The organism is Geobacillus sp. FSL W8-0026 (assembly GCF_037966255.1).
In the GTDB taxonomy this organism is placed as follows: Bacteria; Bacillota; Bacilli; order Bacillales; family Anoxybacillaceae; genus Geobacillus; species Geobacillus icigianus.
In genome coordinates this window covers 808,696-832,618 of sequence record NZ_CP150194.1, presented here as the reverse complement: position 1 = coordinate 832,618, position 23,923 = coordinate 808,696, and the positions used below count along the sequence as shown (strand labels likewise).

Genomic DNA, 23,923 nt, shown 5'->3' with positions numbered 1-23,923 from the left:
TCGAAAACGTGAAAAGGCCCCGAACGAGTCGGGGCCCCTATGGTCGGGCATCCTATGGGGGCGGATGTCCGCCGCTCATCGTTATTTCGCCGCTTTTGCCGCTTCAATCGCCGCTTCGTAGTTCGGATGGTTCGTCACTTCCGGCACGTATTCGACATACGTCACCGTGTCGTTGCTGTCGATGACAAACACGGCGCGGGCAAGCAGGCGCAGCTCCTTGATCAAGACGCCGTAGGCCTGTCCGAACGAGACATCGCGATGGTCGGACAACACTTGCACGTTCTCAATGCCGGCGGCGCCGCACCACCGCTTTTGCGCAAACGGCAAATCGACGCTGATCGTCAACACTTTCACATTGTCCAGCTTCGCCGCTTCCTCATTGAATCGGCGCGTCTGCGCGTCGCAAACCCCGGTATCGAGCGACGGAACGACGCTGATCAGCCGGATATGCCCTTTCGTGTCGGCGAGCGTCACTTCCTGCAAGTTTTGATCAAGCACGGTGAAATCCGGCGCTTTGTCGCCGACTTTCACTTCGTTGCCGACAAGCGTCACCGGCTGCCCTTTAAACGTCACCTGAGCCATGGGTTCTCTCCCCCTTTAGAAAAAATATGTACTACTTCCATACTAAAGCGCAACACGGAATTTTTCAACGATTTTGTCCGATACGGTTGCCAAACAAAAAAAACGCCGGACGCCAGCGGTCCGGCTAAATGTCAAAGTCGTTCGTCTGTTCGCGGGCGCCGCCATCTTTCTTGTTTTTCTTCAGCATCGCCTGAATTTTTTCAAGCGCCTGCGGAGCGACATCGAGAATTTTTTCATATAAGTGCGTGCTTTCGTCCAGATGAAGCAGCTTCACCCCGGACGAGTTGACGACGAGAAACGCAATCGGCGTAATCGACACGCCGCCGCCGCTGCCGCCGCCAAACGGATGTCCGTTCCCTTGTGCCTGTCCGTTTCCGCCCGCTTGTGTTCCTTGCTGGCCATGTTGTTGGCCGTCAACCATAAACTCGCTGCCGCCGGCGGCAAAGCCAAACCCGACTTTCGACACGGTCAAAATCACGCTGCCGTCCGGCGTTTCGACCGGGTCGCCGATAATCGTGTTGACGTCGATCATTTGTTTTAAATTTTCCATCGCCGTCGTCATCAACCCTTGAATCGGATGGTTCGTCATGTTCATTCCTCCTAGTAGCCTTCGTTTACCTGCCGTGCGGTCGACCATTTTGCCGGCCGCCGCCCGCGCCAATGCTTAATCACTCGCCATCCTGCTACCATAGCATGCCCGATTCGAAAATGAATCATACATGCAAACGCCGTTTCTGACACGGCTTGGTCATACGCCGGCACAACGGCAACAACCGGGACGGTTTTCATGTTCATATAGCGGCTCACCGCGCCGATGATCATGTATTTCAATGACCAGCCAAGCCCCACAAGCAAGCCGGTTGACGCCGCATCGCCCGTGCCGATTCTCGTTTTCCACTCCCATTGCGTCACCGTTACATAGCGATAAAATTGTTTCATAATTTCGTGCAAATCGACAACTTGCCGCAAAAACCGTTTTACTTGCCGGATGAAGCGGGCCACTTTCGCCGGGGTCAACTTTCCCTTTTTTTCCTCCTTGTCCCTCGTTCCGCCGACACCTTGCTTTTGGACAAACGTCATCTGCGGCGTTTTTCCGTCCCATTCCGGTTTGAGGAGCGGAATGCGGATCGTATAACGGAAAAGGCCAAACAGCGTACGGACTACGATTTTGCATTCTTCATCATTCCGTACGTGGCGGAAGGCGATGGCCACCGACACTTTCATCGAGGCGAGCAGCAACAGAAAAAAACTAACGATGATGATCACTACCATTCCTGTTTTCAACGGTCCGCACTTCCTTTCTCCATACATTGTCACCATATGGCAAAAAAATAAACCTGCCGTTTCGGCAGGTCGATGATGATGGTGAAGTGACCGGCGCCCTTTGCCGGGGACTACTCGCGGATGACGATCGTATCGGCGAATTGATCGTGCATACCTTTTTTCTTTTCGGAAAACGCCACGAACAGAAAACCGACAAACAACAGCGTTTTGGAAATAAACTTGCCGACGACTTCGCGGAACAGCACCGTCAGCCATGTGAGCCGCCCGCCCCGTTCGTCAACCACTTTTAAGCCGAACACCATTTTGCCAAGCGTTTGGCCGAACGCTTTCGTCATGAGCACAAAGTACGCATAAAACACGATCGCTGCGGCGATCGTGGCCGGTGCAAACATCCCATCCTGCTCAAGCGGCCAGTCAAACAGACGGAACAAAGGCCATACAATCAGGCGATTGATGCTTGCGACTACGATGATATCCAGACAATAAGCCCAGAAACGGAGCCAAAATCCACCGTAATATACAGAGCACACCGTCGGCGGAACAACTTCTCCTAGCAACGCCGCTGCTTCTCTCTCTGTCATGATGGGTTCCTCCTTTACTCAGCATACAAATACATCAGACGCGGCGATGACGGATGCGCCAACTGGCGAATGAACAACACCGTCTCGTCGGTTGGCTTTAGCTGGGTGGTGGCAGCACGCAACAGTGAGCTCCACGGCTTATCGGACACATATTTGACCACTTGCGCTCCTTTGAGATGGTGTTCTTTCTTTAGCGCCTCGATCACATCATCGAGATAGCCAAACTCATCAATCAAACGAAGCGATTTCGCTTGGCGACCGTCATAAATGCGACCGTCGGCCAGTCTGCGGACCACATCTTTTGGCATCTTTCGCCCACTGGCAACCACATTGACAAACTGTTCATAGGAGTTGTTGATGAGTCGTTGCAGCAAGGTACGCTCCGCTTCTGTCATAGGGCGAGCAGGATTCATAATATCTTTATATGGCCCGCTTTTGATCGTCACCCATTCTACCCCGTACTTTTTCGCCAGCTTTTCATAATTAACGCTTTGCATGATGACACCAATCGAACCAGTGATCGTCTCTGGACTGGCGAAAATTTTATCCCCGGCGGTCGCGATGTAGTAGCCGCCGGAAGCGGCCATCGCCCCCATCGACACGTAAATCGGCTTGTTCGTTTTCTTTTTCAGCTTCAAGAGCTGATCATGAATTTCGGCACTTTCCATGACGCCGCCCCCCGGCGAATTGATATGTAGAATGATTGCCTTGACATCATGGTCTTCCTGTGCTTGCTGGATCATCTGTAAAAATGCCTGATGATTGTAGGAAGATGACGACAGCACCGTCCCTCCTTCACCGCTGTCTTGGATGACACCATCAACTTCTAGTACGGCAATTTTTTTGGTTGGATTGCCATCAGCAATGACTTCCTCACTGAATGGCGAATCCATGAGCGCCATCCATTTTTCAGACCATCCACCTGCCTTGTCGGATAACAACGCACTGACCGCTTGCACCAACACTGAAATGATGAACAGAACTGCAGCGATGGCCAATGCCACCCATCGTTTCCGATTCATTCGTCTTCCTCCCGTCGTAGTTCTCCTGTTTTTAGAACTGATGGAAAATATGGTACGATAGATATTGTACATTGGATTATACAAGAATGCTAGTAGGAGGTCAAAAAATGAACAAAGAACGCAATCACCTCTACTTTTTTTACAATTATGATGACGGTCTTGTTGAACGAGTAAAACCGCTCATCGAAAGAACGAAACGCGGGCCGTTCGTCGTGGTCGATGACTTTCGCGAGGCGAATATTATCGTCAGCATCGGCGATGATGGGGCATTTTTACAAGCGGTTCGACAAACCGGGTTCCGTCCCGACAGTCTGTATGTCGGTGTGTCCGTGCTGCCGACGCGCGGATTTTACTGCGATTTCCATATCAACGATATCGATCATATGGTGGAAGCGGCCAAAAATTGGCGACTTGAAGTGCGGCGCTATCCGATCATTGAAGTGACGATCGATGGCACGACCTCGTTCTTTTGTTTAAACGAATGCTCGATTCGCTCGCAAATCATAAAAACGATGGCGGTCGATGTCTTTATTGACGACCTTCATTTTGAAACGTTCCGCGGCGACGGCTTGATCGTCTCTACGCCGACCGGCAGCACCGGCTACAATAAATCGGTGCACGGGGCGGTCGTTGATCCACTTTTGCCGTGCTTCCAAGTGAGCGAGCTCGCTTCCCTTAACAACAACCGCTACCGAACGCTCGGCTCACCGTTCATTTTAAGCGGAGCGCGGAAGCTGACGCTAAAAATGTCGGAAGAAGCAAGCCATTTTCCGATCATCGGCCTCGACAACGAGGCGCTTAGCATCCAGCATATCGAACGAATCGACATCCGCCTGAGCGATCGCGTCGTCAAAACGGTGCGGCTGAAAGACAATTCGTTCTGGGATAAGGTGAAACGCGTCTTTTTATAAACGGCGCGCAAGGTCGCCGTTCTTCGCGAGACGACAAGGTGTGCGCGAATATTTGGTGCGTATGGATGGAAGAGGGGCTGACCCAAAAGGCTGTCTGCCTTCAAGATCGGCACAACCGATCGTGCGGCAGAAGCAGTCAGCACGTATATAGAGCAACGAACGAGGGGATCCCGATCCTTTCGGGACACCCTCTTTCGTTTTATGAACGGCTCGCCCCCTCCCGAAACGGGTGGCCTTCAGGCTGGTTCACGTTAAGGAGGCGGGCTGTTTTGCGGCCTTTCATTGCCCTCGCGTTTCCATATCCCGCGCTTACGACGACCGGCCGGCCAAGCGCGCTTCCCGCTCGCGCAGCTCAACGCGGCGAATTTTCCCGGACGCCGTTTTCGGCAAGTCATCGACGAACTCGATTTTGCGCGGGTATTTGTACGGAGCGGTCAATTGTTTGACATGCTCCTGCAATGCCGGAATGAGCGATGGATCGTTTTTGTCAACCCCATCCCGGAGAACGACGAACGCTTTGACGACATGACCGCGCACTTCATCCGGGCTGGCGACGACGGCGCATTCTTTCACCGCCGGATGCTTGACGAGCGCGTCTTCAACCTCAAACGGGCCGATCGTATAGCCGGAGCTGACGATGATGTCATCGCCGCGGCCTTCAAACCAGAAGTAGCCATCCTCGTCTTTGCGCGCTTTGTCGCCGGTGATGTAATAGTCGCCGCGGAACTGCATCGCCGTCCGCTCCGGGTCTTTGTAGTAATACTTAAACAGCGCCGGCGTGTCGACATGGACGGCGATATCCCCGACGACGCCCACAGGGCACGGTTCGCCGTTTTCGTCAATGATCTCGACAAGATTGCCCGGCGTTGGTTTCCCCATTGACCCCGGTTTGATGTCCATCCCTTTCATGACGCCGACAAGCAGCGTGTTTTCCGTCTGCCCATAGCCGTCGCGCACGTGGACGCCAAAATGCTTGGCGAACGTGTCGATCACTTCGCGATTGAGCGGCTCGCCGGCCGATACGGCGCTGTGCAGATGCGGCAAACGGTAGCGGCCGATATCCGGCACTTTCGCCATGAGGCGGTACTCGGTCGGCGTGCAGCACAGCACATTGATGTTGTATTTTTCTAGTAGCTGCAAATATTTTTCCGGCTCAAAACGGCCGTAATAGACGAACCCGGTCGCCCCCGAGCCGAGCACCGATAAAAACGGGCTCCAAATCCATTTTTGCCACCCCGGCCCGGCCGTCGCCCAAACAAGGTCGCCTTCCTCAATGCAGAGCCAATTTTTGGCCGCTGTCCGCAAGTGAGCGTACGCCCAGCCATGGCAATGGACAACCCCTTTCGGATTGCCGGTCGTGCCAGAGGTGTAGGACAAAAACGCCATGTCATCGCGCGCGGTGTCCGCCGCCTCAAGCGTCTCGCTCTCGTTCGCCATGGCGGTTTCCAGTGAGATCCACCCGTCTTGACCCTCGTTTCCGATGACGAACTTGGTGAGTCGGTCAATGCCTGCGATCGGCGCAAACTCGTCAAGATACGGTGCGTAGGCGACGACCGCTTTGGCCTCGCTATGGGTGAGTCGGTATTCCAGATCTTTCGTCCGCAGCATCTCCGAGCTCGGGATGACGACAAGTCCCGCTTTCAGCGCCCCTAAGTACACTTCATAGGCTTCAATGAGACGGGGCACCATGATGAGCACTTTGTCTCCTTTTTGCAGTCCACGCGATAAGAAAACGTTTCCAATTTGGTTGGCGCGCGCCATCAGGCGGCCGTATGTAATCTCTTTTGTCTCGCCTTGTTCGCTCTCCCATTTTAGCGCGATGCGGGTTGGATGAAAAGCCGCGTGCCGCTCGACTTCTGACGTCAAGTTGTAGCGCTCGGGGGCGACCAATTCTTCCCTCTTCATTCGTCCCTTTCCCCTTTCTCCGGTTTCATTTATATGGATGACAATTTCTATTATACAAAATAATCAGTCTATTTTGAATTATTTTTTTTGACAAAAGAAAGAGGCTGTCCCAAAAGGTCGGTAAAACGACCTTTTGAGGACAGCCTCCTGCTTTTGTTTTTACATTATTTGTCTATTTTTTACTTTCTCAAAGGATCTGCTTCTTCTTATCCCCGTATGTTCTCCCTTTTTCTTTTTATTGGGTGGACAGTGGCCGCCCACTTTCTCAAATTGTGGGCAGCACAAATAAGCCCCCATTCCACGGTAATTTTTGGGAGCCCCCTTAACAAAAAGCGCTGGAATTGCTGGTTATGCTTGATTTGCCCAAACACCGGCTCGTTTTCGATTTGCCGTCTTCGATATGTCGCCGCCCCTTCTTCCGTGGACAGCCGTTCCCGAATCTCCTGCCGTTGTTGTTGATTCTTCAAAGAAACGCGGATGGTTTTCGTGTCTTTGCCTTTGGCGCATGCCGTTTGAAACGGGCATCCGGCACATGCCGTACAACGATACGTCCGTTTGACGGTAACGTACCCATTGTCGGTCGTTTCCTTCCGTTCATACACAAACACCAACCGTTCCCCTTTGGCGCAAATCCACTCATCCAGCTCCTCATCATACGTCATGTTCTCGATTCGGCCGGTCTCTTTCGCCCACGCTTTCGTTTGTTCCCGGTCCAGCGTGTTGTACTTGATCAGGGCGACGATCTTCTTTTTCTCGCAGTACGTGTAGTTCTCCTCACTCCCATAGGCGGAATCCGCAATGGCCCGTTTGGGCATTGGGCGTCCATAGGCGGCCAATTGCTCCAAATGCGGAATGAAACATCCGGCATCCCCCGCCCGTTGATGCACGCTAAATCCAGTGATGAATTGGTTCTCTGTCCCAATCTGCACATTATATCCCGGTTTGAGCTGGCCGTTTTTCATATGGTCGTCTTTCATTCGCATGAATGTCGCATCCGGATCCGTTTTCGAAAAGCTGTTCCGTTCGCCCAACACTTCTTTGTATTCTTCATACTTCTTCTTACGGGGGAGAAGATCTTGCTCCAATTGCCGTTTTGCTTTCTTTAACGTGCGATTCTTCGGCTCTTTCTTTAGGCGTTCTTCCACTTGTTCGATGACGGCTTCGATCTTTTCGGACGTAATCGGTGAAGCTTCCAGTTTTTCTTGAAAATCCCCTTCTTGTTCCGCCTCTTCATCTTCTTTCGCCACCTGTTCGATCGAGGCAACGATTTGCCGGAATTTCTCCTCCAGCTTCTGATCGTACTTTTCCGTTGATTTGCGCCAAACGAACGTGTATTTGTTGGCATTGGCCTCGATTTTCGTTCCATCCAGAAAGTAATCCTCTAGTTTGACGAGCCCTTCTTGACGCAGAAGATCAACAATGGAGAAAAACGTTTCGTAAATGACGTCCTTCATCCGTTCCGAGCGAAATCGGTTGATCGTGCGGAAATCCGGTGTTTGATGGCCGGAGAGCCACATAAAGTAAATGTTTTCTTTCAACTGCTTGGCGATTTGGCGAGAGGAGTAGATCCGATTGGCGTAGGCATACAGGATGACTTTCAACATCATTTTCGGATGATAGGCTGGGCGGCCTCCACCAGGATAGAGGGAAACGAGCAGAGCCGGATCCATTTTTTCCACTGCCAGATCCACGATCCGGCAAAGATGATGTTCCGGAATGAAAATTTCAAGATCCATTGGCAAAATGAGTTGATCTCGGTTATAATAAATGTACATAAGAAAACCGTCCTTTCTTGGTAGGGTTATGGTGACTTTATTATACCAAAAGAGGAACGGTTTTCTTATTTTTTTTTGCGAAAAAAAGGAGGGTGTCCGAAAAGCGAACGCTATGCGAACACTTTTGGGACACCCTCCCCAAGCCATGGTGATGAAATTAGAATTGGCGTGCACCGCCCAATTGTTGTTGCGCCATCGCGACGAGACGTTTCGTAATCTCGCCACCGACCGAACCGTTCGCGCGCGATGTCGTGTCAGCGCCTAAGTTGACGCCAAATTCTTGGGCGATTTCATATTTCATTTGCTCAAGCGCTTGCTGCGCGCCTGGAACAAGCAATTGATTCGTGTTGTTGCGTGCCATCTGTTTTCACCTCCTTGCACCTATAGAGTGTGTGAAAACAGATGGATGTATGCAACGTTGGTTTTGGTAAATTTTGAGATTCAAAAGAGGTCGGCAAACTCGTCAACTTGCCCGTCCTGTTCGTCGAGGACGATCGTTTCCGTGTCGTTGACCGCTTTTTCGAGCAGCGGCGCAAGATCGAGCTGGCTCTCGTAATGAAGCACTTTCTTTTTCTTCGGCTTTGTTTTTGGCGCCCGTGGCGTAAAAATGGTACAGCAGTCCTCATAAGGAAGAATCGAGATGTCATGTGTGCCGATTTGCTTAGCCATTTCAATGATTTCCATTTTATCCATTGAAACGAGCGGCCGCAGCACCGGCGTATTCGTGACGTCGTTAATGACATACATGCTTTCCAGCGTCTGGCTGGCGACTTGGCCAAGGCTTTCGCCCGTGACGATCGCCAACGCCCGATGGCGGCGGCGGAGCGCGTCTGTAATCTTCAGCATCGCCCTTCGGGTGGAGATCAGTGAATATTCATTTGGCATTCCTTGATAGATGGCTTGTTGCACTTCGGTGAACGGAACGATGTGAAGTTTGATTCTTCCGCCGTAAACGGTCAGCTGCTTCACTAAGTCGATGACTTTTTGCTTGGCCCGCTCGCTTGTAAACGGGGGGCTGAAAAAGTGAACAGCTTCGATCTCCAGCCCCCGCTTCATCGCCAAATAGCCAGCGACCGGGCTGTCAATACCGCCCGAGAGCATGAGCATCGCCTTGCCGCTCGTTCCGACTGGCAGGCCGCCAGCCCCGAAAATGTCATGACAGGTCACATACGTGCCGTCCTGGCGCACTTCGATGCGCACATCGATATCCGGTTCGCGCACGTTGACCGTCAGCCCGTCCGTCTGCCGCAAAATATGGGCGCCCACCTCATGGTTGAGCTCTTCGCTCCGATAGGGAAACTGTTTGTTGACGCGGCGGGCGCTTACTTTAAACGTTTTCCCTCGATACGGAAGCTGCCGGATGGCGGCGAGCGCCGTTTCTTTCACGGCTTCAAGCTCGTTTTCGCACTTCATGGCTAAGCTGAATGAATGGATGCCAAACACCGTTTTCAGCTTGGCGATGATCGGTTCGTGCGGCTCACCGTTTAATAAGATGTACATTCGATCGTGCATGTATTCAATGTCGATGCGCGGAAACGCCCGCAGCTTGCGGGCGATATTTTGTCTAAGCCGCCGCACGAAAAGGTTGCGGTTTTTTCCTTTTGTCGTCATTTCCCCATAACGGATTAAAATGCGGTCATACTTCATCTCCATGTGATCCCGTTACCTCGCTTAACGTTTTGATCGCCTGTTGAATCGCCGCGACAGCCGGTTTGATCTCTTCACGTCTGTTGTCAAAAGACAAACTGATGCGGATGCCGCGCTCCGCCCGGCCTTCGCCAACGCCCATCGCCAGCAGCGTTTTGCTCGGCGCCCGTCTTTTCGAGGAGCAGGCGGATGTTGTGGAAACGTAAATCTCGCTTTTTTCGAGCTCATGAACGAACACTTCCGGCTTGATGCCGCTTGGCAGCGAAAAGTTGATAATATGGGGCGCCGAACCGCGCTCCGCCGTGTTGATCGAAAGGCTTGGAATCGCGGCGAGCGCCTGCAGCCATTCGGCTTTTAACTCCCGCAGCCGGCCGATGTCTCGTTCATACCGTTCCAAGGCCAGACGGAGCGCCTTCGCCATCGCCACGATGGCGGCGACGTTTTCCGTCCCGGACCGAAGCTGCCGCTCTTGCCCGCCGCCGGCGATCAGCGGCGTCAGGCGGACGCCGTCGCGGACGTAAAGAAGGCCGGCGCCGCGCAACCCATGAAACTTATGGGCTGAGACTGTAAACAAATCGATGCCGCACCGTTTCACATCAAGAGGAACTTTGCCGATGCCTTGCACCCGATCGACATGAAACAGCGTTTTCGGGTGGCGAGCGAGCACGGCTCCAATTTCCTCAATCGGCTGCACCGCGCCGACTTCGTTGTTGACGTGCATGACCGACACGAGGATCGTGTCATCGCGCAGGGCGCGCGCGACCTGTTCGGCTGACACTCGTCCATCAGGTCCGACCGGCAAGTAGGTCACTTCAAACCCGAGCTCCTCAAGCTGCCGGCACGGCTCGGCAACGGACGGATGCTCGATTTCGGTCGTAATGATATGCCGGCCACGCCGCCGGTATTGCCACGCCACCCCTTTAATGGCGAAGTTGTTCGCCTCCGTTCCGCCGGACGTAAACACGATTTCGCTCGGTTTGACATCAAGCATGGCGGCGATCTGTTCACGCGCCTGCCTAAGCAGCCGTTCTGCCTTCATGCCCAGCCCGTGAAGCGAAGACGGATTGGCGAAATAGTGAGAGGCGACCGTAGCGAACGCATCGACCACTTCCGGAAACGGCTTGGTCGTCGCGCTGTTATCCAGATAAATCATCATGTCCATCCTCCGCTCGTCATCGATCCATCTATCATCATATAAAAGCAGGGCGAAAACGGCAACGAAAAACATCCATACGCCGCCGGGGCGAGCGTTTTCCTGTCAAGCTCAAAATCGGACGGGCGCAAGCGGAACACATGGTCGCCGCCCGGATGCGCCAGCGCCCCGGGGGACCTCAAAAGCAGGCAGGCGCAAGCGGAACATATGGTCGGAACGAACATTCCGGCAAGCTCGAGATGAGAAGACGACGTTCCACGATCGCGTCATTTTGTCGTTCGCGCAGCCAAAGATCGGTTCGGGATGATGGCACGTTTCCCCCGCCGCTGACCGCTCCTGCCCTTCGTGCGGCGCCCTCTGTGGCCGAATCAACCGTTTCCCCCGCCGTTTGCCCCCGTTCGGAATCAAGCCCTTTGCCACAGCCTTCCAGAAGGCGGAAATGCCCATTTACATTATTCGCCAAAAACCCGATAAATATCGGTCGAAACCGACATTTATCGGGTTTTTCTTTACGATTCGCGGCCGCTGTCCTCCTGCCAGAGGCGCTGCACCCGGTCAAACGCCCCCGGTTCGACGTCCTCCACAGCCGCCACCGCTTGGCGCAGCGCTTCTTCGTACTCGTAATGCCGGAACAGCGATTCCGCTTCCTCCAATTTTTTTCGCACGGACGGATAGCGGCGGCGGTAACGATTGCCGTATTGAATCGTCCGCTCGGCGAGCGTCGCCTGCTCAATCATCCCGATCGTCCGTTCATACAGCTGCCCGACCGCCGTCTTCGCCTCTTCGATCGCCCGATCGACAGCCGCCATATCCAACGGCTTTTCATCGAGGCGGGCGGCGACGGTCTGCAAGCGCCGTTTGGCTTCGGCCAATTCCAGCGAGTACGGCTCAGGCAACCCGGGGAGCCGACTTTTTTGTACGAGACGGAGCGCCTCCGCCAGTTTTTTTCTCATGTCGTCAAGCTTTTCGCGCGCGACCAATTCATCTTTGCGCAGCGTTTGCAGCATCGTCCGGAACTGCTCGTGCTCTTCTTTCATCATGCTCATTTGCCCGACAAGCTGATCGAGCTCTTCTTTCAGGAGCGAATACGCCGTTTTCGCCTCGGCGGCCCGCCCTTCAAGAAGAAGGAATCGCTTTTGTAGCTGATGCAATTGTTTTTCGACGCTCCGGTATTTGTCAAGATCGCTTGGCGACAAGTGATAGCTTTGCTGGACGAACAGCGCTTCGGCCTCGGTTTCTTTCGCTTCGGCGACCAGCTCGGCAATCATGCCGCCGATGCGCGGCATCTCGGTTTGGACGTATTGATGAGCGAGCACTTCGTTTTCTAACGAGTCGTACAGCGCCTCAAGCTCCTCCTTCAGTTCGCTGACCGCTTCCTTCGCTTCCTCGACGCGCAATTCGCCGATCATCGCTAGGCATTGATCGATTTTCTCCCTCTTTTCTTGCAGCGTGCGCTCCATCTGCAAATGGTCAAGAATGTACCCGCTTTGCTCCATCTCGCGATAGCCGTCAGCGAGCTCGGCCAGCTGAGCTGGAAGGGATGTTTGACATTCGCCAAGCAGCGCCGGGACGTCTTCCATCATGACGGAAAGGCGGCTGAGCTCTTCCTTCAAGGCAAGAACGACATCGCGCGCCGCCAAATAGTTGCCGGCTTCGGTCAACTCGGCAAACCGCTGAAATTGCCGCTCCGCCTCCGTCAAACGGGCGTCAAGCGGATCGGCCGCCGCCCCAAACGTATAACGATAGGCGAGCAAGTTTTTTTTCGCCTCGCGATGGAGCGCGCGCAGCTCTTCGATTTCCACGCGGCTTTGCTCTTCGCTGCCAATCAGTTCGTTGACTTCATGGATGATCCCGTGCACCTCCCTCTCGAGGCGGCGCAAATCGTCCTCAATCTGTTCGAGCAGCCGGGCGGCCCGCCGGTAGCGGTATCGATCCAACAACTGCTCCGCATCAAACAGCTTTTCCTCCACATCGGGCAGCTTGACCGCCACGATGTCGTCCCATTGCTGGCGCCACCGTTCAAACAGCTGCTCCGTCTCCCCGGTCATGTTCAGCTGTTTGACTTTCGCCAGCTCGTCCGGCACCGGCCGGTTCATCAAGCTGATTTTCCATTCCTCCAGACGGTCGATTTCCCGGTACATTCGCTTCCGCTGCCACTGGTTATATATGATCGCCCCCACGCTGAGGAGCAGAACAATCCAGGCTATTTCCATCCGTTGATGCCCCCTTGCATTCAACCTACTCACATCAGACAAACGAGCCGAAAACAGGAAGACTATATCTTTTTCAATGTTTTTATGATACCATGTTAACGACATTTTTTGACCAAAATTTTAATTTTTTTTACAGGAAGCTTCAATTTTTTCGCGATGATGCGTGAAGAAGGAAAGGGGGAACCCGCCATGCGCGACGGACATATTCATACGCCGTTTTGCCCGCACGGAAGCAGCGACCCGCTGGAGCGGTACGTGGAGCGGGCGATTGCGCTCGGCTATACCGACATCTCATTTACGGAGCATGCCCCGCTGCCGGAGCGGTTTATCGATCCGACGCCGGAGCGGGACAGCGCGATGAACAGCCGGGAGCTTGAGCGCTATTTGGCCGCAGTCTCTGACATCAAGGCGCGCTATCGAAACGACATTACGATTCGCGTGGGGCTCGAGGTCGACTTCATCCCCGGTTTCGAAGAGGAGACCGCTCGAATGCTGGATGAAGTCGGTCCTCTGCTCGATGACAGCATTTTATCGGTCCATTTTTTGCCTTGCCGCGGACAGTATGTATGCATCGATTACAGCGCGGACATGTTCGCCCACATCATCCGCCTGTTCGGTTCGGTAGAGCGCGTCCATCGCGCGTACTATGAAACCGTGCGCCAATCGATCCGCGCCGAGCTCGGCCGCTATAAGCCGAAACGAATCGGGCACATGACGCTCGTCCGCAAATTCCAACGCCGCTTTCCATGCCCCGAGCCGATGACGGAATGGATGGTGGCGATTCTCGATGACATCGAGCGGTTCGGCGGCGAACTCGATGGCAACGGAGCCGGCTTGGCCAAACCGCTTTGTTTAGAACCGTATCCGCCCACCCAAATCATAGCCGAAGCGCAGCGGCGAGGCATCCCGATCGTCTACGGTTCGGACGCCCATTGCGCCGCCGACCTTCACCAAGGGCGAGACGCCATGGACCGCGGAGCGCTTTTCGTTGACAACGGCGGCGCCCCGTCATACAATGAGCCAAAATGAAAAAGGAGGCAGCCTTATGTTTCATCGCATGGCCTACAACGGCACCCGTGAAGAAAACTATACGCTTGTGATCGAACAGTTGAAGGCGCTCATCGCCGGGGAGCCGAATCTCATCGCCAACTTGGCGAACGCCGCCGCCTTGCTCAACCAGTTTCTTGAGCAGATCAACTGGGTCGGGTTTTATTTGGCAGACGGCGACGAGCTGGTGCTCGGACCGTTCCAAGGGCTTCCGGCGTGCGTGCGCATCCCGTTCGGCAAAGGGGTATGCGGCACGGCCGCGGCTGAGCGGCGGACGGTCGTCGTCCCTGACGTGCACCAATTCCCCGGCCATATCGCCTGCGACGCGGCGTCCCAGTCGGAAATCGTCGTGCCGCTCATCAAGGACGGCCGCGTCATCGGCGTCTTAGACATTGACAGCCCGATCAAAAACCGCTTTGATGACGTCGATCGCCGCTATTTGGAGCAGTTTGCCGCGGCGCTCGTCTCCGCTTGACGCCAAGCGGACGAACGCGAGCGGCGGACACAAAGAAGGAATCCGCTCGGATTCCTTTTTTTACGCCTTATACAAGCGACGGCCGTCATAAACGAAAATGCAGTTTTTTCCCATCTCTTTCGCCCGGTAGAGAGCCTTGTCCGCCTGTTTGAACAGCTGTTTCGCATTGTCGCCAAAGCGCCGCCCCCACCAAGAAACGCCGCATGACACCGTCACCGCGGGAGCCGTATGTTGCCTTACTTTTTCCGTGATGCGGCGAGCCGCAGCCACGGCATCGACGAGATGGACATTCGGCAAATACACCGCCAACTCCTCGCCGCCCCAGCGCGCAGCCACATCGTTTTCACGAACGCTAGCCCGAACCGTCTCAGCCACGCGGATCAACACCTCATCACCGATTTGATGGCCGTACAAGTCATTGATTTGCTTAAAATTGTCGATATCAATCAGCAAAAAAGCCCCCGAACCGTCCGTTTCCATCGACTTTTGGATCGTCTCGTCCAAATAACGGCGTGTATACAGCTTCGTCAAATAATCGGTGACGACGAGCTTTTCCAGTTCCTCGCGCAAAATGGCGTTCATAAACGCCAATGTCGAATGCTGCACGAGCGACTCGAGCAGCTTGAACATCTCAAACGTAAATCGGTACGGCTCGCGGGCCAACGCGATGCAAACGCCTTTCGTTTCCTTGTTTTGCTGCATGGGCGCGGCCATGATCGAGCGGAACGGCGTAAGGGAAGACGCCCATGCATCACCGGCAAACAAAATATCTTGTCCATCCCGGCGCCGCTCTTCCACCCATTTGACGTACATCGCCGACCGCTCTTCATAAAAAAACGGCGTGCTTCCCGGCAACAGCTCCCGCCGGCCGTCCGCGAACAAGAAAAAACCGACTTCATCGGCGCCAAACGACTGGCGAATTTGCGACACCATGTACTCAATGCCTTCGTGCAGGCGCATGCGGGCGTTCAGCTGGCGCATCGTGTCGTTAATGAGCTGCAAGTCGGCCACGAGCCGACGCGACTGCTCGTACAATTTGGCGTTCTCGAGCGCGCTGCCCGCCGTTCCGGCAAGCAAGGAAATAAAACGAACCTCCCGCTGCGGAAACGGGGCCGCATACGGCGCGATAATTTGAATGACCCCATACACGGCCTGAACTCCTTTGATCGGCGCATACAATACGGAACGGCGCGGCGTTTCCAGCTCGTCGCACTGCACTTGGCCGGTCAAAAACGCCCGCAACGCCGCGGTTTGTCCTTCGCCTTCATCCAAAGCGAGCACTTTGATCGGCAAATGATCGCGCAGGTGGTTGTCGTGCGACAAGAGAAGATAGTATGTAAACGATGGGTAGACGTTTTGCAGCGTGCGGATAATTTCCTCGAGCACATCATCAATGCGCATGGAGGAATGGATTTTCGCCGCAAACCGATGCAGCTGCCCGTACCGCTTTTCTTCGCCCTCCCCTTGAAGCATGGCGGCGAGTTTGCCGAACAAATCAGCAAAATCGGCCCGCACCGCCTAGAGCAACGGTCGGTCGATGGCGCGTTCTTTGCGGTATGTCAGCTCGAGCAACGCCGGCGTTCCGTCCGGAAGCGAAAAAAAGAGCCTAGCTTTCTCATGCGAGCCGCCATCGAGCAAAGCGATTTCCTGCCCTCCGTCAGCTGCCACCGCCCCCGCTCCCATCGCCCCGCCGGCGGACGCTTCCGGATAAAACGCCGCCCGCTCCGGATCGAACAAATAAAAAACGGCTTGCTCGAGCCCCATCTCCTCTTTCAACAGCGCGAGCAGCTCGTCGGCCGCCGCCAGAAACGGTTCGTCGTCAGGAAACGCCAAAAACCAGTGGAAAAATTTTTGTTTAAATGATTCATATCGCTTCATCTCTTCCATGCACATCATCTTTTCCACCTAAATTGGCATTGTCAATAGATATAAGCGAATTTTTTCTAAAAATTGCATCTTTTATTATATCATAGAAACCGGAAAAAGGGAAAACAAAATGTTGACTTTGTTTGCAAAAAATCATATAATAGCCTTTGTGTAAAATATAGCAGCCTTTGTGCTCACCTTTATGGCCCATTTTGTTCCTCGGCTTCCCGTCGAGGTGCATCGCGTAACTCTTAGCTGCGAGAGCGAGGATGCATGAAAACAAAATGGCCATAATTGTTGGCGCACATCTGCTTTTATTTTACGGGAATAAAAGCATAAGGAGGAGCAGTGCATGGCTCGTTATACCGGACCAACATGGAAAGTTTCCCGCCGCCTTGGCATCTCGTTGAGCGGCACGGGGAAAGAATTGCAAAAACGCCCGTATCCGCCGGGTCAACACGGCCCTGGCCAACGGCGGAAATTGTCGGAATATGGCTTGCAGCTGCAAGAAAAGCAAAAGCTGCGCCATATGTACGGCGTGAACGAGCGCCAGTTCCGCAAAACGTTCGATGAAGCAGGCAAAATGCCGGGCAAACACGGCGAAAACTTCATGATTTTGCTCGAGTCGCGTTTGGACAACCTCGTCTATCGCTTAGGGTTGGCCCGCACGCGCCGCCAAGCTCGCCAGCTCGTGACGCATGGCCACATCTTGGTTGACGGCAGCCGCGTCAACATCCCGTCGTACCGCGTCAAACCGGGGCAAACGATCGCCGTCCGCGAAAAATCGCGCAACTTGCAAGTGATTAAAGAAGCGATCGAAGCGAGCAATTACATTCCGGATTACTTGACGTTCAATCCGGAAAAAATGGAAGGCACGTATACCCGCCTGCCGGAGCGCTCCGAACTGCCGGCGGAAATCAACGAAGCGCTCATCGTTGAGTTCTACTCGCGTTAAGGCGCAAAAAAGATGAGGGTGTCCCAAAAGTGTTCGCATAGCGTTCGCTTTTCGGACACCCTCCTTTTTTTCGCAAAAAAAAATAAGAAAACCGTTCCTCTTTTGGTATAATAAAGTCACCATAACCCTACCAAGAAAGGACGGTTTTCTTATGTACATTTATTATAACCGAGATCAACTCATTTTGCCAATGGATCTTGAAATTTTCATTCCGGAACATCATCTTTGCCGGATCGTGGATCTGGCAGTGGAAAAAATGGATCCGGCTCTGCTCGTTTCCCTCTATCCTGGTGGAGGCCGCCCAGCCTATCATCCGAAAATGATGTTGAAAGTCATCCTGTATGCCTACGCCAATCGGATCTACTCCTCTCGCCAAATCGCCAAGCAGTTGAAAGAAAACATTTACTTTATGTGGCTCTCCGGCCATCAAACACCGGATTTCCGCACGATCAACCGATTTCGCTCGGAACGGATGAAGGACGTCATTTACGAAACGTTTTTCTCCATTGTTGATCTTCTGCGTCAAGAAGGGCTCGTCAAACTAGAGGATTACTTTCTGGATGGAACGAAAATCGAGGCCAATGCCAACAAATACACGTTCGTTTGGCGCAAATCAACGGAAAAGTACGATCAGAAGCTGGAGGAGAAATTCCGGCAAATCGTTGCCTCGATCGAACAGGTGGCGAAAGAAGATGAAGAGGCGGAACAAGAAGGGGATTTTCAAGAAAAACTGGAAGCTTCACCGATTACGTCCGAAAAGATCGAAGCCGTCATCGAACAAGTGGAAGAACGCCTAAAGAAAGAGCCGAAGAATCGCACGTTAAAGAAAGCAAAACGGCAATTGGAGCAAGATCTTCTCCCCCGTAAGAAGAAGTATGAAGAATACAAAGAAGTGTTGGGCGAACGGAACAGCTTTTCGAAAACGGATCCGGATGCGACATTCATGCGAATGAAAGACGACCATATGAAAAACGGCCAGCTCAAACCGGGATATAATGTGCAGATTGGGACAGAGAACCAATTCATCACTGGATTTAGCGTGCATCAACGGGCGGGGGATGCCGGATGTTTCATTCCGCATTTGGAGCAATTGGCCGCCTATGGACGCCCAATGCCCAAACGGGCCATTGCGGATTCCGCCTATGGGAGTGAGGAGAACTACACGTACTGCGAGAAAAAGAAGATCGTCGCCCTGATCAAGTACAACACGCTGGACCGGGAACAAACGAAAGCGTGGGCGAAAGAGACCGGCCGAATCGAGAACATGACGTATGATGAGGAGCTGGATGAGTGGATTTGCGCCAAAGGGGAACGGTTGGTGTTTGTGTATGAACGGAAGGAAACGACCGACAATGGGTACGTTACCGTCAAACGGACGTATCGTTGTACGGCATGTGCCGGATGCCCGTTTCAAACGGCATGCGCCAAAGGCAAAGACACGAAAACCATCCGCGTTTCTTTGAAGAATCAACAACAACGGCAGGAGATTCGGGAACGGCTGTCCACGGAAGAAGGGGCGGCGACATATCGAAGACGGCAAATCGAAAACGAGCCGGTGTTTGGGCAAATCAAGCATAACCAGCAATTCCAGCGCTTTTTGTTAAGGGGGCTCCCAAAAATTACCGTGGAATGGGGGCTTATTTGTGCTGCCCACAATTTGAGAAAGTGGGCGGCCACCGTCCACCCAATAAAAAGAAAAAGGGAGAACATACGGGGATAAGAAGAAGCAGATCCTTTGAGAAAGTAAAAAATAGACAAATAATGTAAAAACAAAAGCAGGAGGCTGTCCTCAAAAGGTCGTTTTACCGACCTTTTGGGACAGCCTCATCTTTTTGTTTACGCGTAGCGAATCAAATAATACTTTTTCTTTCCGCGGCGGATGACGGTAAAGCGCCCTTCCAAGCGATGCGCGGCGGTCAGGACGGCGCCCACGTCTTGGATGCGCTCCCCGTTCACATAAATGGCGCCGTTTTGGACGTCTTCGCGCGCTTGCCGTTTCGACGGCGAAATACCGGCGGCGACAAGCAGCTCGACGAGCGGAACGTCGCCTCCTTCATGAACGAATGACGGCACATCTTTGAAGCCTTGTTCAATTTCCGCCGCCGTTAACTTCGCAATATCGCCGCTAAAGAGCGCCTCGGAAATGCGGACGGCTTGCTTGAGCGCCTCTTCGCCGTGCACGAGTTTTGTCACTTCCTCAGCGAGCGCTTTTTGTGCCGCCCGCTTCTCTGGCGCCTCACGCAGCTCGTGCTCAAGCGCCTCGATTTCCTCTTTTGACAGGAACGTAAAGTACTTCAAGTAACGGATCACATCACGGTCGTCAGTGTTGATCCAAAACTGGTAAAACTCGTACGGCGACGTTTTCTCGGGATCGAGCCAGATCGTGCCGCTTTCCGTTTTGCCAAATTTCGTCCCGTCCGCCTTTGTCACAAGCGGAATCGTCAAGCCGAACGCCTTCGCTTCGCTGTTCGTTTTGCGAATGAGTTCCAGCCCGGCCGTAATGTTGCCCCACTGGTCGCTCCCGCCGATTTGCAGGCGGCAGCCTTCCCTCTCGTACAACTTCAGAAAGTCATACGCCTGCAGCATCATGTAGCTGAACTCGGTGAACGAAATGCCGGTTTCAATGCGCGACTGCACCGACTCTTTCGCCAGCATGTAGTTGATGCTGAAATGCTTGCCGACATCGCGCAAAAACGAGATCACATCCAGCGGCCCGATCCAGTCGTAATTGTTTTTCATTTTCGCCGGGTTGTTTACAGCCGTAAAGTCCAACAACCGTTCCAACTGCCCTTTAATGCGGGCGCTCCACGCTTCGACCGTCTCTTTGGCATTGAGCGTGCGCTCGCTTTTTTTCCCGCTCGGATCGCCGATCAATCCAGTGGCCCCGCCGACTAGCGCAATCGGTTGATGGCCCGCCTGTTGGAAACGGCGCAGCGTCAAAATGGCGGCCAAGTTGCCGATGTGCAAGCTGTCGGCCGTCGGGTCAAACCCGCAATAAAGCGTCACTTTTTCCTCGTTCAGCAGCGCTCGGAGCCCGTCTTCATCCGTCGTTTGGTTGACGAGCCCGCGCCATTGCAATTCTGCAAGCAAATCCATGTCCTTCACCTCTCTATGGAATGTTCTACATAAAGAAAACACCCGCCCTGTATGAAGGGGCGAGTGTTCATCGCGGTACCACCCTACTTAGAAAGCCATAGGCTTTCTCGCTCATTTCGGTAACGGCGCATGCCGGCCAATGGCTACTAGGCCGCCAGCGGCGTGGTCCTCCGCGCCAGCTCCGTCGCAAAACGGAGCCGATGCCTCGTTTGACCCGACCGCAAAAAACGAAACCGTTCGCCATCGCTGCTCAGGGAGGTAATTCACGCCTGCCTTTGGGCTGGCTCGCACCGCCCGCCAGCTCTCTGCACCAGGGAGACAGCCGCTACTTGTTCCCGTCATGGCTTTGTCATGATGAAGCTATACTTTCTTTTACCATATGCGGCGCTCCATGTCAACCGGGTGCACGCAACGCCCCGACCAAAATTTGCGTCCTTTTTCGTCTTCAGCAGCGAAAAAACGGCAAAATTCCACAACAGCCGCCATCGGTATGGTATACTTATAGAAACACCGATTGGCCAAGATAGGGGGGCCGTCATGAAACACCAGCCGTTTCCACTTTCTTTGGAAAAAACGTGGCATTATTTTTCACGTACTTACCGCCTCGTTTGGAACACCGTCTTCGCGTTGCTCGTCGCCCTGCTTTGTCTCGCCTGCTTTGCTGTCGGCGCGGGCGCGGGCTATTTCGCGTTTTTGGTCAAAGATATGGACGCCCCTTCACGCGAGAGCATGTACAGCGCGATTTCCAGTTACGAGGAAACGAGCCATATGTATTTTGCCAATGGGGTCTATTTAGGGCGCTTCCGGTCCGACCTCGACCGCGAGGCGGTGCCGCTGTCTAATGTCTCCCCGTATGTTGTGCAAGCCATCATCGCTACCGAAGATGAACATTTTTACGAGCATCACGGGGTCGTTCCGAAAGCGGTCATCCGCGCCATGTTCCAGGAGCTGACCAACTCGCCGATCAAAAGCGGCGGCAGCACGCTTACGCAGCAGCTCGTCAAAAACCAGCTCCTCACCAACGAAGTATCGTTTGAGCGCAAAGCGAAAGAAATGCTCTTGGCGCTGCGATTGGAAACGTTTTTTTCCAAACAACAAATTTTAGAGGCGTATTTGAACGTCGTGCCGTTCGGCCGCAGTTCCTCGGGACGGAACATCGCCGGCATTCAAGCCGCCGCACAAGGAGTGTTTGGCGTTAACGCCAAAGACCTCAACCTCGCCCAAGCCGCCTTTTTGGCCGGCTTGCCGCAAAATCCGTTCGTCTATACGCCGTTTGCGCCAGACGGCAGCGTCAAACCGGACATTTCGGCCGGACTGCGGCGGATGAAAACCGTGCTCTACCGGATGAAACGCGCCGGCTACATTTCCGAGAAGCAGTACAACGAGGCGCTGGCATACGACGTCGCCAAGCATTTCGCCGCTCCGAAGCCCTCGCCGTTCGAGCAGTATCCGTTTTTGACCATGGAAATTGAGCGGCGAGCCAAAGACATTTTAGCGGAGGTGCTCGCTAAGCGCGACGGCCACCAACCGGCCAAACTGAAGCGCAACCCTTCTCTGTTCCAGCGCTACGTCGGTGAAGCCGAGAAAGCGCTGCGCCAAGGCGGATACCGAATTTACACGACGATCGACAAGGACCTGTATGAGCAAATGCAGCGCATCGCCGCCCGCTATCCATACTATGGCAACGACAACGTCTATTACGCGAAAGACAAACAAACAGGCAAAACGATCGCCCATCGCCAGCCTGTGGAAGTCGGGGCGATGCTCATCGAAAACAAAACCGGCAAAATCCTCAGCTTTGTCGGCGGGCGCGACTATAAGCGCGAACAGCTGAACCATGCCACCCAAGCGCACCGATCCAACGGCTCAACGATGAAGCCGCTCTTGGTGTACGCACCGGCGATGGAAATGGGCATCGTCCAGCCCGCTACCATCATCCCTGACCTTCCGCTGTCCATCGGCTCGTACAAGCCAAAAAACGCGGATGGGAAAACGCACGGGCTCGTCACGGCGCGCTATGCCTTGCAGCAATCGTTCAACATCCCAGCCGTTCGCGCCTACATGCGAATTCAGCATCGCCACCCGGTCGACTATTTGCACAAAATGGGGATCACCAGCGTTACCAAGCAAGAGGAAAGCCATCCGGCCTTAGCGATCGGCGGAACAAACGTCGGCATCACCGTCGAAGAAAACGTCAACGCCTACGCAACGTTCGCCAACTACGGCACGTTTGTCGATGCCTATATGATTGAAAAAATCGTTGACAAGAACGGAACCGTCGTCTATCAACATCAAAGCAAGCCCGTTTCCGTCTTTTCCCCGCAAACATCGTACTTGATGATCGACATGATGCGCGATGTGCTCCATGGCGGAACGGCGTCTTCACTGCCTAGCTATTTAGCGTTTTCCGCCGACTGGGCCGGCAAGACCGGCACGTCGCAAGCCAACCGCGATTCGTGGTTTGTCGCCGTCAACCCGAACGTTACGTTTGGCGTTTGGATCGGCTACGACCGGCCAGCGCCGCTGGAAACGTATTATAAAGGGCTTTCCTATGGGAAACGTACCCAACTGTTGTGGGCGCAGTTCATGAACGCCGCCTATCGGGTTCATCCGAAGCTCATCGCTCCGCGGGAGCGGTTTGCCATGCCTGGAGGCATCGTCCGGCGCGCCTACTGCGCCGCCACCGGCCTCAGCCCGTCGGAGGCGTGCCAAAAAGCCGGGCTTGTCCGCTACGATTTGTACAATACGCGCTTTGCGCCCAAAGAAGGGAGCGGCGCCGATTTGACGGAAAGCCGGCTCGTGGTCATTGACGGACGCCGCTACTTAGCGTTGGCGACGACGCCAGAGGAGTTTGTCACCCGCGGAGTCATCGCCCAGCCTGAGCTGCTCGCCGCTTGGGAAATGGCGAAAGACGACTGGGACAGAATGGATTTCACCGCTGCGGTGCTCAAAGAAAACGGCCATCCGCCCGCCCCTCCGTCCGCGCGTCTTGATGGCCACACCCTTGTCTGGACGCCCCACCGCGAACGCGATGTCATCGGGTATCGCGTCTACCGAGTGGGCGATGGCAGAGCGCGGCGCGTAGTGGCGGTGGTGAAAGCCGGGGAGCCGACGGCGTTTTCCGCGCTCGAACCCGGAGCATCGTACGATGTCACGGCAGTGGACATCGCCGGCCAAGAATCGGCGCCATCCAATCTCGTTTCGCAGACGGCGGCCGAACGACCCACACCGCCGGCCGCCGAGGACGGGGCGAAGAACGACACTCCTCCCCATTCGGAAGCAGCCGAGGAAGAGACGGATGCCGACTGATCCCTTCGTTGTAAAGCTGTATCCACGATTACATCACCAGCCTAAGAGGAGCACAACAGCCAACAGAAGCAGCCGATTCGTATCTAGTAAATAAAGAGGGTG

General features: G+C 54.1%; 21 protein-coding genes and 1 other annotated feature. Of the genes, 6 read left to right on the top strand and 15 right to left on the bottom strand.

Going from position 1 to position 23,923, the window contains the following annotated elements:
• Positions 1-81: 81 nt before the first annotated feature.
• The 5 genes from tpx to sppA form a co-directional block, all read right to left on the bottom strand.
• Positions 82-582: a thiol peroxidase gene (tpx, locus tag NST29_RS04270; protein ID WP_033844346.1), complete on the bottom strand. Its 501-nt coding sequence runs from the start codon at positions 580-582 to the stop codon at positions 82-84.
• 124 nt (positions 583-706) lie between these two features.
• The gene (gene ytfJ, locus NST29_RS04265) at positions 707-1,171 is read right to left on the bottom strand and encodes a GerW family sporulation protein (protein ID WP_033023443.1); all 465 of its coding nucleotides are present in this window, start codon (positions 1,169-1,171) and stop codon (positions 707-709) included.
• Positions 1,172-1,182: 11 nt separating this feature from the next.
• On the bottom strand, positions 1,183-1,866 hold the full coding sequence (locus NST29_RS04260; RefSeq protein WP_033844347.1) for a DUF2953 domain-containing protein: 684 nt from the start codon (positions 1,864-1,866) through the stop codon (positions 1,183-1,185).
• 110 nt (positions 1,867-1,976) lie between these two features.
• On the bottom strand, positions 1,977-2,447 hold the full coding sequence (locus NST29_RS04255) for an RDD family protein (protein ID WP_033023439.1): 471 nt from the start codon (positions 2,445-2,447) through the stop codon (positions 1,977-1,979).
• A gap of 14 nt (positions 2,448-2,461) precedes the next feature.
• Positions 2,462-3,469, bottom strand: coding sequence for a signal peptide peptidase SppA (sppA, locus tag NST29_RS04250; RefSeq protein WP_033023438.1), 1,008 nt, complete (start codon positions 3,467-3,469; stop codon positions 2,462-2,464).
• A gap of 107 nt (positions 3,470-3,576) precedes the next feature.
• On the opposite strand from sppA, the gene NST29_RS04245 reads away from it, so the two are divergent.
• A complete protein-coding gene (locus NST29_RS04245; RefSeq protein ID WP_033844349.1) occupies positions 3,577-4,380 on the top strand; it encodes an NAD kinase in 804 nt (267 codons plus the stop codon).
• 309 nt (positions 4,381-4,689) lie between these two features.
• Here the strand turns inward: NST29_RS04245 and NST29_RS04240 are convergent, their stop codons facing one another.
• The 6 genes from NST29_RS04240 to ezrA all read right to left on the bottom strand — a co-directional run bounded on the left by NST29_RS04240 (position 4,690) and on the right by ezrA (position 13,073).
• Positions 4,690-6,285: an acyl--CoA ligase gene (locus NST29_RS04240; protein ID WP_339232754.1), complete on the bottom strand. Its 1,596-nt coding sequence runs from the start codon at positions 6,283-6,285 to the stop codon at positions 4,690-4,692.
• Between the two features lie 206 nt (positions 6,286-6,491).
• The gene (locus NST29_RS04235) at positions 6,492-8,060 is read right to left on the bottom strand and encodes an IS1182 family transposase (protein WP_033018017.1); all 1,569 of its coding nucleotides are present in this window, start codon (positions 8,058-8,060) and stop codon (positions 6,492-6,494) included.
• Positions 8,061-8,217: 157 nt separating this feature from the next.
• Positions 8,218-8,421 carry an alpha/beta-type small acid-soluble spore protein gene (locus tag NST29_RS04230; protein ID WP_025949520.1) on the bottom strand — a complete coding sequence of 68 codons (204 nt, stop codon included), beginning with the start codon at positions 8,419-8,421 and terminating at the stop codon, positions 8,218-8,220.
• A gap of 80 nt (positions 8,422-8,501) precedes the next feature.
• Positions 8,502-9,707 carry a tRNA uracil 4-sulfurtransferase ThiI gene (gene thiI / locus NST29_RS04225; RefSeq protein WP_033021988.1) on the bottom strand — a complete coding sequence of 402 codons (1,206 nt, stop codon included), beginning with the start codon at positions 9,705-9,707 and terminating at the stop codon, positions 8,502-8,504.
• A complete protein-coding gene (locus NST29_RS04220; RefSeq protein WP_033021989.1) occupies positions 9,697-10,860 on the bottom strand; it encodes a cysteine desulfurase family protein in 1,164 nt (387 codons plus the stop codon). Before NST29_RS04220 ends, thiI begins: the two co-directional genes overlap by 11 nt.
• A gap of 509 nt (positions 10,861-11,369) precedes the next feature.
• Positions 11,370-13,073: a septation ring formation regulator EzrA gene (ezrA, locus tag NST29_RS04215; RefSeq protein WP_033021936.1), complete on the bottom strand. Its 1,704-nt coding sequence runs from the start codon at positions 13,071-13,073 to the stop codon at positions 11,370-11,372.
• 189 nt (positions 13,074-13,262) lie between these two features.
• On the opposite strand from ezrA, the gene hisJ reads away from it, so the two are divergent.
• Together hisJ and NST29_RS04205 are read left to right on the top strand one after the other, a co-directional pair.
• Positions 13,263-14,102, top strand: a complete 840-nt coding sequence (gene hisJ / locus NST29_RS04210) for a histidinol-phosphatase HisJ (RefSeq protein WP_033021938.1) — start codon at positions 13,263-13,265, stop codon at positions 14,100-14,102.
• A 16-nt stretch (positions 14,103-14,118) separates the two neighbouring features.
• Entirely contained in the window at positions 14,119-14,595 is a 477-nt protein-coding gene (locus tag NST29_RS04205; RefSeq protein ID WP_033021944.1) for a GAF domain-containing protein, read from the top strand.
• 60 nt (positions 14,596-14,655) lie between these two features.
• Here NST29_RS04205 and NST29_RS04200 read toward each other — a convergent pair whose 3' ends face one another.
• Genes NST29_RS04200 through NST29_RS04190 form a run of 3 tightly spaced genes read right to left on the bottom strand, consistent with a single transcriptional unit; the run spans position 14,656 to position 16,672 of the window.
• On the bottom strand, positions 14,656-16,110 hold the full coding sequence (locus NST29_RS04200; RefSeq protein WP_339232751.1) for a diguanylate cyclase: 1,455 nt from the start codon (positions 16,108-16,110) through the stop codon (positions 14,656-14,658).
• A gap of 3 nt (positions 16,111-16,113) precedes the next feature.
• On the bottom strand, positions 16,114-16,488 hold the full coding sequence (locus tag NST29_RS04195) for a hypothetical protein (protein ID WP_339232749.1): 375 nt from the start codon (positions 16,486-16,488) through the stop codon (positions 16,114-16,116).
• Positions 16,460-16,672 (bottom strand): hypothetical protein, encoded by a 213-nt coding sequence (locus NST29_RS04190; RefSeq protein WP_165570945.1) that lies wholly within the window; start codon positions 16,670-16,672, stop codon positions 16,460-16,462. Before NST29_RS04190 ends, NST29_RS04195 begins: the two co-directional genes overlap by 29 nt.
• 141 nt (positions 16,673-16,813) lie before the next feature.
• Here NST29_RS04190 and rpsD point away from each other — a divergent pair, with 141 nt between their 5' ends.
• Positions 16,814-17,416 (top strand): 30S ribosomal protein S4, encoded by a 603-nt coding sequence (gene rpsD / locus NST29_RS04185; RefSeq protein WP_033021951.1) that lies wholly within the window; start codon positions 16,814-16,816, stop codon positions 17,414-17,416.
• 151 nt (positions 17,417-17,567) lie between these two features.
• Positions 17,568-19,136 carry an IS1182 family transposase gene (locus tag NST29_RS04180; protein ID WP_033018017.1) on the top strand — a complete coding sequence of 523 codons (1,569 nt, stop codon included), beginning with the start codon at positions 17,568-17,570 and terminating at the stop codon, positions 19,134-19,136.
• 116 nt (positions 19,137-19,252) lie between these two features.
• Here NST29_RS04180 and tyrS read toward each other — a convergent pair whose 3' ends face one another.
• A complete protein-coding gene (gene tyrS, locus NST29_RS04175) occupies positions 19,253-20,512 on the bottom strand; it encodes a tyrosine--tRNA ligase (RefSeq protein ID WP_033021952.1) in 1,260 nt (419 codons plus the stop codon).
• A 52-nt stretch (positions 20,513-20,564) separates the two neighbouring features.
• Positions 20,565-20,863 (bottom strand) — a binding site (T-box leader).
• 186 nt (positions 20,864-21,049) lie between these two features.
• On the opposite strand from tyrS, the gene NST29_RS04170 reads away from it, so the two are divergent.
• Positions 21,050-23,821 (top strand): transglycosylase domain-containing protein, encoded by a 2,772-nt coding sequence (locus NST29_RS04170; protein WP_051985104.1) that lies wholly within the window; start codon positions 21,050-21,052, stop codon positions 23,819-23,821.
• Positions 23,822-23,923 lie beyond the last annotated feature (102 nt).